We start from the raw sequence: 8,953 nt of genomic DNA on the forward strand, positions 1-8,953 counted from the left end.
CGCTACGATTTATTTGGTAAGCGATACAACTGTTCGGTATAAGCTAAATTGCTAAATAAGACGTGCGCTAATGCTTTTTTGGCAAGCTCAACGCTGCTATCTGTGTTATCGATAGCTACTTGCGTTTTACTTGCAGGGTCATAGCGCCAATAGCTCACTTTTTGGTTTGGCATCAGGATCACGGCTTCACCATTTTCTACGTAAGCAAAGTTGTCGTAGTACTGCATCATGGCGCGCTCAACAGGGTATTGTTTCGTTAAATCATAACCAAGCATAGGGGTTGCTTGCTCAACGCCTAATAACGACAACAAAGTAACAGGTAAATCAATTTGGCTGACTAAGCGAGTATCGCGCTTTGCATCCATATCACTATTAAGGATCACAGCAGGGATGTGGAATGATTTAAGCGGCACAGGCTCTGAACCAAACACGCGCACATCATGATCTGCAACCACTAAAAAGACGGTGTCTTGCCAGTAATCTTGCGTTTTTGCCTTCGCGATGAATTTACCAAGAGCATAATCAGCATATTTGATTGCTAGATCACGTTTGTAGTTTTCTGGGTCGTGGCCTTCAGGCAGTGTTACTTTACCTTCTGGAATATCGAATGGATCGTGGTTACTTGAGGTAAACACAAGGCTGAAAAATGGTTTGCCCGATTTATTTAGCTCACTTAGCTCTTTATCAGCTTGATTGAACAAGTCTTCGTCGCTTGCTCCCCATGACGAAATAAACTCAGGGTTTTGCATGTCATTAATATCGACAATATCGCTAAAACCATTGCCTAAGAAAAAGCTTTTCATATTATCGAAATGACTTTCACCGCCATAAATAAACTGGGTGGTATAGCCTGTGCGGCTTAATACGTCAGCAAGTGAGAAAAAGTTACGCTGAGATTTAGAAAGTTTGACCACCGAGCGCGAAGGTGATGGGGTAAACCCAGTTGTTACCGCTTCGATACCGCGCACTGAGCGTGTGCCAGTGGCATATAAGTTATCAAACCCCCAGCCTTGTTGATAAAGCTTATCTAGTTCAGGAGTCACACCAATGCCACCTAGTTCACCAACAAAGCGTGCGCCTAAGCTTTCTTCTAAAATGATCACTAAATTCTTTTGTTTGCCTGTGTTAAAAGGTGTGTTGTTGGCAAGGGTAGGAATACTCTCAGTGATAAACTGCTGTCTATAGGCTGCTTGCTTTACTGTTTGTAAAATCTCATTACGTGGCATGGTACCGTATAAACTACTGGCATTTTTTTCATTGCTCATATTCTTAATAGCAAATGCAACACTGTAAGTTGAATTAAGGGCTAAGGAGTTAATCAGTGAGTCACTTGAAAAGTACACTAATGCAGGGTTTAACGGGCGATGGCTGACAGTGCCTCTTGCGCTAATTAAGCAAACTAATAAAGTCGTAACGAGTATCACCACTTGGCTAACCGTTTTAGCATTTTGCTGCTTGCTAAATGCTGCACTTATAAAACGATACGCAAACACACAACTAAGCGTTGCAATAATTAAGGTGCTGATCATGGCAAATAGGTGGCCATGTAATAGCATAGAAAAGACTTCTTGAGGGTAGTCTAGGTATTCGACAAATAAACGATTTGGTCGTACATCGTACTGGGTAATAAACGCGGGAGTCGAAGCCTCAACAACCACGATTAAAGTCACAACTATGCTGCTATAAAGAGTAAAAACATGCTGAAAAAAAGCAGTTTTGCTGCGCAAAAGCACATGAGCGAGTAACATTAAAACAGCCAAGGCTGACAAGTAGCCTAAGCTGCTTAAGTCAACTCTTAAGCCGCCAAATAAAACGGCTAGGCTATCGCCATCAGCTAACCTTTGGTGTTGCCATACTAGCAAGGCTATTCTCGACAGTATAAATACTGACATTAATATTAATGAAAAACGGAACAAAGGTTTTAAAATAGAGAGTTTTGCTGTCATAGTCGTACTTACTTAATCGAAACTACGGCAATACTAGGAGTCGAAACTTAAGAAATCCTTATGGTAATCTTAATATTTTCTAAACTAGAAAAACTTCAGTAAATCTTAAGTGAATCTTAAGATTCAAAGCGTAACCTGATGACGCTAAAGCGGTTTTTACCTAAATGAGTAACATATGAAATTGTTGATTATAGAAGATTCGGTGTCATTAAGACGTAGTCTACGAATTGGCCTTGAGAATCTAGGTTTTACTATTGATGAAACCGGCGATGGCGCTGAAGGGTTGAGTATGGCAATGACAGGTGAGTACGAATTAATCATACTCGACATTATGTTACCCAGTATTGATGGCATAACGTTATTACAAACCATAAGAACAAAGCAGCTCGACGTGCGAGTGCTTATTTTATCAGCCAAGCAAGAACCAGAAGATAGAGTGAAAGGGCTACTCACCGGGGCCGATGATTACCTGACCAAACCATTTTCGTTTGATGAGCTGCATGCAAGGTTATTAAATTTAATGCGTCGCGGCGGCTTGAAAACAATCAGTGATGTGATCCGCATTGATAACTTGGCTTTAAACTTACAATTAAAACTTTTGCAAGTTAACGAGACCGTTATCGATTTAACTCCTAACGAATATAAAATAGTCGAGTGCTTGTTTAGTAATCAAAACAAAGTGATCACAGCTGAAAAGTTAAGTACCTATATTGCTGGTCAATATGACCTAGTTTCAAAAAACTCTATTGAAGCGCATTTATCCTCAGCGCGTAAAAAGGTGAGGGCAGCAGGTGGCGAGTTACCTATTCAAACTAAGCGTGGTTTTGGTTATATCATTCAAGGAAAATAATGAAATCAATTCGCAGTAAGTTGGTTGTTACTCTTTCGATAGCAATAACAGGGCTTGTATTAAGTATATTATTAGCAACGGACATCGCTGTTGATAGCTGGGTTGATAATGAATTTAATCGAGGCTTACATTCTAAAGCTGGCATGCTGATGACGCTGGTTCATGAAGATGAAGAAGGGTTGGCTTTTAATTTCTCGAGTGAATTTATGCCAGAGTTTGATGGGCAGCTTGAGCCTGAGTATTTTCAGATGTGGACTGAGGAGGGGGTGTTTACACGCTCACAAAGTCTTAATTTATTTGCGTTGAAGAACCTTAAGTTTGAAGAGTTAAAATTGGGTGAAACGAAAATAATGAGCACCCAGCTACCGGATGGTCGTGATGGACGAGTCATTTATACTCGTTTTCAGCCGCAACTTGACTCGCACTCACATAGGAATTTTTATGATGGAGTGAGTAGACCACATCACAGCACGCTTACTTTGGCCTATGCCGCGTCTTCTGAAGAAGTTGATTTTATTTTGTGGTTAATTGACGTTATTTTTATTGTTACCACAGTGACCGTCATTGTGTTTATTCGGCTTTTTGTTCGCAAATCAGTCGACAGTTCTTTAGCGCCGCTGAATAAACTAAATCGGGATATTAGTAGGCTTAGTATCGCGGATAAAAGTGCCGTGATAACAATAAAAGAGCCTGTTAAAGAGCTGCAACCTATTGTTGATAGCTTAAATGCTTTTATCCAAGAAAACCGCCAGCTTTATTTTCGTGAAAAACGCTTAACCTCAGATATTGCTCATGAGTTAAAAACGCCGATTGCTGAGCTTATTAATATGGCTGAAGTGGCCATTCTTTTTCCAAATGAAAAGGAGTTTGAGGCAGACTTTAAACCCGAAGTGCTAAAAATTAGCCAGCGCTTAAAGAGCATTGTGTCGAACTTATTATTGCTGCATAAGTACAGTGATGAAGCACTCCCAAAGCAAGATGCATGTGATTTAAACCAGGTTATTTTACGTATCTTAGAAAAATATGATTTAGAGCGAATTAAGTTTGAGTTTCAAGATGATATTCCTGCCATTGTCAGTAACTTATTTGCCCTTGAATCAATCATCACCAACCTTGTAAATAACGCCAAGCAATATAGCCCTGATAAGAGCGTTGTGACTGTATGCACACTATTGAATAAAGAGGATAAGCTGCAATTCACCGTTACAAATGAATTAAAAGTGCCTTTAACAGAAGACGATTTGAGCCAGTTATTTGATCCACTCTGGCAAAAAGACAGTGCCAGAACCTCTAATGATAACTTTGGGTTAGGCTTATCTATTGCCAAAGCGTTAAGTAAAGCAATTGATGCTGAACTTCAGGTGTCGTTAAGTGGGCAAAACATAACCTTTAGTTTGATTATTTCTTAAGGCTTTGCAGGCGTTTAATATGTGTGCAACACTGAGGTTATCAAAAAGAAATTAATAACAATAAGGAACAACACGATGGGAAAAATTATAGGTATTGCTTTAATCGTTATTGGTGTGGCGCTAGCCGTATGGGGGTATAACGTGTATGACTCTGCAAGTGCGCAAATCAGCCGCACGTTTAGTGGTGATACACCAATTGAAGCTTGGCTCGGTATGGTCGGGGGCGCAATTTGCGCAATTGTGGGTATTTTAAAAGTTAAATAACCGCAAACATTGAAATCAATTAGCTAATACCTGATACTGTATTTATATACAGTGTCGGGTTTGGCTATGAAAACACAATTACCAGCAAAATATTATTTAAGTCACTTCTTTGAGCTTGCTGAATTTATACAATCTCATTGCAAGCATCTGCTTTTAGAAGAGCAGCAGTTATTTCTTGAAAAACTCCTTCAGCTGGATGAGCAGAGCTTATGTACTTTACTGCGTATTTATTCTCGAAAGCCAAAAATCGTTGCGTTGTCATCATTAAATTATGAAGAGATCCCTAATCTGCACGGTGCTATTTTTAAGCTAAAACAGCAAGGGCTGGTGGCACATCCCAGCAGCGACGAATTAGATCTATTACTTGAGCATTTAACAAAACCAACCCTGTTAACCTTATTGGCAAACGATGAGTTAATGGCGACTCAACCTGATTACAAAAAGTCAGCCAGTAAACAGCGCTTAACCCAACTGTGTAAAGAACATATTGATCGCACCCACAGTGAATTAGAGGCGTTGTTTAGTCAGTTCGTGGTCAATAGCCGAAGTCAGTTTTATGAATATTTTGAGTTTTTACATAGCGGCCGACTAAGTGGCGGTGATATCAATCATCAAAATCGTTTTGTGATGCGTGATTTAGGAATTGCAAAAGTACGTGGGGATGTTAATGAGAGCATATCGCGTTTTCAAACACTAGCCGAAGCACAAACGCATTATCAATTAAATAAGCTGCGAATGCAGTTCAAAGAAAGCGAGTCACACACAGAGTATCAGAACTTAGCCCAAGCACTTTTAGCCATTAGCTCAGAAGATGAATTAGCCCAGAGTATCAAAAACAAATTACTGATCCGCTTATATAAGCAGCTTAAAGAGCATGACTTAGCATTTGCATTTGAGTTACTTGAGCACTGTGAAGGCAGCAGTGAAGCGCAAGAGCTGGCAATTCGCCAGCGTTACAAACAAGGTGATAAAAGCTGGGTAGAACAAAAGCTTGAGCAAGTTATTCAAGACCCACTTGATGATGGCATTTTGTATTTTGCGGAGGACTTTTTACAGCGTAAATATAACAAGCAACAACGCTCACGCTTAACACAAATGCTCATTAATACAGAGCATCAATTGGAGGTTGATGACATTTACCGAGGCGATGTTGAGCAAGGAGTGTGCGAGCACTATCAACAGCTTGGCAATACGGTATTTTTTACTGAAAATAATCTTTGGTTGAGTCTTTTTACCTTAACGTTTTGGCAAGAACTCTTTATAGAGACGCCGCATCCGCCGTGTAATGAATTTGATCTATATCCAAAGGTGTTGCTTGCTGATTGTTTTTACACAGTGCAACAAACACAAATTGAACAAAAGCTTGCAAAATTCACTAGCAATGAAGCCCTGTATAAATATATCTGCAAAAACGCAGGGCAGTTTTACGAAGCCCCCAATAGCGTGTTTATGTGGCACAGCGATATGTTAGAGCCGCTAGAGGTATTAATAAAACACAGCCCGCTGACAAATTTAAAAGCGCATTTACTACAAATGACAAAAACCTTTAAGCAGCTTAAAGATGGCTACCCAGATTTGATGGTGCTTAAAGAGGATAAGCTCACCTTTGAAGAAGTGAAAGCCCCTGGCGACAAACTAAGACGTAACCAACTTGTCAGTATTGAGGTGTTAAAACAACATGGCTTTGCAGTGAATATCGTTGCGGTAAATTGGTTTAATGATCCGAATCGAATTTACAGTGTGGTGGATATAGAAACCACAGGTGGTGTTCAAGGTAATAATAAAATTACCGAAATAGCGGTTGTGCAGTTACAAGCGGGCGAAGTAATCAACCAATGGGCGAGTTTAATCAATCCTGAGCGTAGTATTCCTGCTTTTATCACCAAGTTAACTGGGATAAATGCCGCTATGGTACGTGATGCGCCACGCTTTGAAGAGATTGCCGATACACTACGCTCACTATTAAAAGGCAGTGTATTTGTTGCCCATAATGTGAATTTTGATTACGGCTTTATTCGCAAAGAATACGCTGCAATCGGGCAAGGCTTTAAAATGCCAAAGCTCTGTACCGTAGTTGAATCTCGCAAAGTATTTCCAAAGCTTAAGTCATATTCGCTCGGTAACTTAGCAGCACATTTTGAATTGAATTTAACAAATCATCATAGAGCGTTAGCTGATGCAACTGCCACAGCAGAGCTGTTAAATCTGATTCAACAAACACAATCAAAAAAGGCGAGTTAAACTCGCCTTTTAAACTTAATCTGTCCCATGCTAAATAAGGTTATTCGTATTCGATAGGGTCGGTAACGTTATTTAATGCAAAGGCTTCTAAGCGCTCTTGGCAAGCACCACATTTGCCACAGGCTTTGTCACGACCGTTATAACAGGTCCACGTTTGGCTATAATCAAGACCCATTTTTAGACCGTCTGTTAAAATGTCGATTTTAGTATTGTTTAAATACGGGCTGAAAATCTCAACAGCATCGTAGTTGGCAATACGGCAAACATCATCCATCTTTTGTACGAACTCAGGACGACAGTCTGGATAAATTGCATGATCGCCTGAATGGGCACCGTAATAAACTTTGCTGGCTTTTAAAGACACCGCATAACCCACAGCCAGTGATAGTAAAATCATGTTGCGGTTAGGCACAATTGTGCTCTTCATGCTTTCTTCTTCGTAGTGACCTTCTGGCACATCAATATCATCAGTCAGTGATGAACCACCAATGAGTTGGTTGATTGCTGAAATATCAACAATCTTATGAGAAACACCTAACTTTTCACATACTTGAGCGGCTACTTTAAGCTCTTTAACATGACGCTGGCCGTAGTCGAAAGACAGGGCATACACTTCGTGGCCTTGTTGCAGGGCTTTATTTAATACGGTAAATGAGTCCATACCGCCGGAATAAATCACAACTACTTTTTGCGTCATATCTGTTTTGCTCTTACTTTTGATAGAGGTTTACTTCAGGGCGCGATATACTACACGGCTCGGGCCTAAATAACAATTTTTGCGCGTGTTTTTGGTTTTTTTGATGGTATGTATTTTATACCGTTGCGTCGTAAGTGAGATGTCTTTTGTACAAAATTAACGAAGTGTTTGAAACAATTCAAGGTGAAGCGAGTTTTACGGGTACACCTTCAATCTTTTTACGTTTACAAGGCTGCCCTGTGGGTTGTGCTTGGTGTGATACAAAACAAACATGGGACGTTGATAATGTATATAAAGTGTCACTTGATGAGACGGTAGAGAAAAAAGCAGACTCAGATCATTGGGCGGAAGCAACTGCGGAGCAAGTGTTAGCGCTATTTAAAGAACGTGGCTACAACGCAAAGCATGTGGTGATCACCGGTGGTGAACCTTGCATGTACGACCTAAATCCAGTGTGCGAGCTACTACACGCAAATGGCTACTCAACTCAAATTGAAACCAGCGGCACATTTGAAATTTTAGTCCCAGAGCAGACATGGGTCACTGTATCACCAAAAATTAATATGCGTGGTGGCTACAACGTTTTACGCAGTGCTATGCAGCGTGCTGATGAAATTAAGCACCCAGTTGCAATGCAAAAGCATGTGGAAGAGCTCGAAGATTTATTCTTAAAAACAGGTGTGAATCCACGTTTAGTGTATCTGCAGCCAATTAGTCAAAAGACCTCAGCAACCAAACTTGCCATTGAAACCTGTATTGCAAAGAACTGGCGTTTATCGGTTCAAGTACATAAATATTTAGGAATTAGCTAGTTTATCTGGCTAGTTCTTAGTATCAATTTTTTACTTTTAACACTCTGATTGCTCGAGCGATGAAAGTGCCCGATAAGATGCCGTAAAAAGCGGCAAGTGATAACACGAGAGCGGCATTCGCAAAAAGCTCTGGCTTAATACTTGTTAAAACACCCACCGTATATTTGGTAAAGAAGATAGCCATGATGAATATCATTGGCCACCAACTGCCAGGTACTTTGAAAGACGCGCTTTGGGCTTGATAACTTGCTGATGAAGCAGAAAACAGCAATAAACCAATGATCGTACTGCTCAAAACGCCAGCTAGCCAGAGCAACATAATCGTTAAGCTATAACCAAAGCTTGAAGTCGCACCAAAAAATGATAAAGCAAGCATACCCAGCGGCAGTATCAATAACGTGGGCTGCTTTACATAGCGCTCGCGAGTTTGTTGCCAACCAACAAAAATAAGGCCAACAAACAGACCATAAACCCAAAGTGGTGTGTGAGTTAAAATTTCAATAATCATCTTACATCCTTGTTTTTATTATTTTTAGGAAGTTATTTAGTCGTGTCGTTTAAAGCGCAGCGCATGTTCCTATTTTATCTGCTATTTATAAAAGTTTGTCAATTGAGTCAGTAGCCTTTAAAACAAAAAAGCGTTGCACCATGGCAACGCTTTTTTACTATGTTCTCGTAACTCGTAACTCGTAACTCGTAACTCGTAACTAGTAACTCGTAACTCGTAACTCGAA

8 protein-coding genes are annotated in these 8,953 nt (G+C 40.2%); 5 read left to right on the forward strand and 3 right to left on the reverse strand.

The genetic code is table 11. The annotated features are described in order from the left end of the window. Positions 1-2: 2 nt before the first annotated feature. Positions 3-1,946, reverse strand: a complete 1,944-nt coding sequence (locus CWC28_RS02035; RefSeq protein WP_138624641.1) for an LTA synthase family protein — start codon at positions 1,944-1,946, stop codon at positions 3-5. Between the two features lie 175 nt (positions 1,947-2,121). Between CWC28_RS02035 and CWC28_RS02040 the strand changes: the two genes are divergently transcribed. The 4 genes from CWC28_RS02040 (at position 2,122) to CWC28_RS02055 (ending at position 6,710) form a co-directional block, all read left to right on the forward strand. Further along, on the forward strand, positions 2,122-2,796 hold the full coding sequence (locus CWC28_RS02040; RefSeq protein WP_063706907.1) for a response regulator transcription factor: 675 nt from the start codon (positions 2,122-2,124) through the stop codon (positions 2,794-2,796). Further along, positions 2,796-4,205, forward strand: coding sequence for a sensor histidine kinase (locus CWC28_RS02045; RefSeq protein WP_105175181.1), 1,410 nt, complete (start codon positions 2,796-2,798; stop codon positions 4,203-4,205). The genes CWC28_RS02040 and CWC28_RS02045 overlap by 1 nt, the downstream gene beginning before the upstream one ends. A gap of 75 nt (positions 4,206-4,280) precedes the next feature. Continuing rightward, positions 4,281-4,469, forward strand: a complete 189-nt coding sequence (locus tag CWC28_RS02050) for a DUF3185 family protein (RefSeq protein ID WP_054553751.1) — start codon at positions 4,281-4,283, stop codon at positions 4,467-4,469. 66 nt (positions 4,470-4,535) lie between these two features. Then, entirely contained in the window at positions 4,536-6,710 is a 2,175-nt protein-coding gene (locus CWC28_RS02055) for an exonuclease domain-containing protein (RefSeq protein WP_105175180.1), read from the forward strand. Between the two features lie 40 nt (positions 6,711-6,750). Here CWC28_RS02055 and queC read toward each other — a convergent pair whose 3' ends face one another. Further along, complete coding sequence (gene queC, locus CWC28_RS02060; protein ID WP_267894589.1) at positions 6,751-7,431, reverse strand: 7-cyano-7-deazaguanine synthase QueC; 681 nt, start codon at positions 7,429-7,431, stop codon at positions 6,751-6,753. 122 nt (positions 7,432-7,553) lie between these two features. On the opposite strand from queC, the gene queE reads away from it, so the two are divergent. Then, the gene (gene queE, locus CWC28_RS02065; RefSeq protein ID WP_063706915.1) at positions 7,554-8,219 is read left to right on the forward strand and encodes a 7-carboxy-7-deazaguanine synthase QueE; all 666 of its coding nucleotides are present in this window, start codon (positions 7,554-7,556) and stop codon (positions 8,217-8,219) included. Positions 8,220-8,241: 22 nt separating this feature from the next. Here the strand turns inward: queE and CWC28_RS02070 are convergent, their stop codons facing one another. After that, positions 8,242-8,727 carry a DUF6622 family protein gene (locus tag CWC28_RS02070; RefSeq protein WP_138624642.1) on the reverse strand — a complete coding sequence of 162 codons (486 nt, stop codon included), beginning with the start codon at positions 8,725-8,727 and terminating at the stop codon, positions 8,242-8,244. Positions 8,728-8,953: the final 226 nt, after the last annotated feature.

This window comes from Pseudoalteromonas sp. S4492 (genome assembly GCF_005886115.1).
GTDB classification, from domain to species: domain Bacteria; phylum Pseudomonadota; class Gammaproteobacteria; order Enterobacterales; family Alteromonadaceae; genus Pseudoalteromonas; species Pseudoalteromonas gelatinilytica.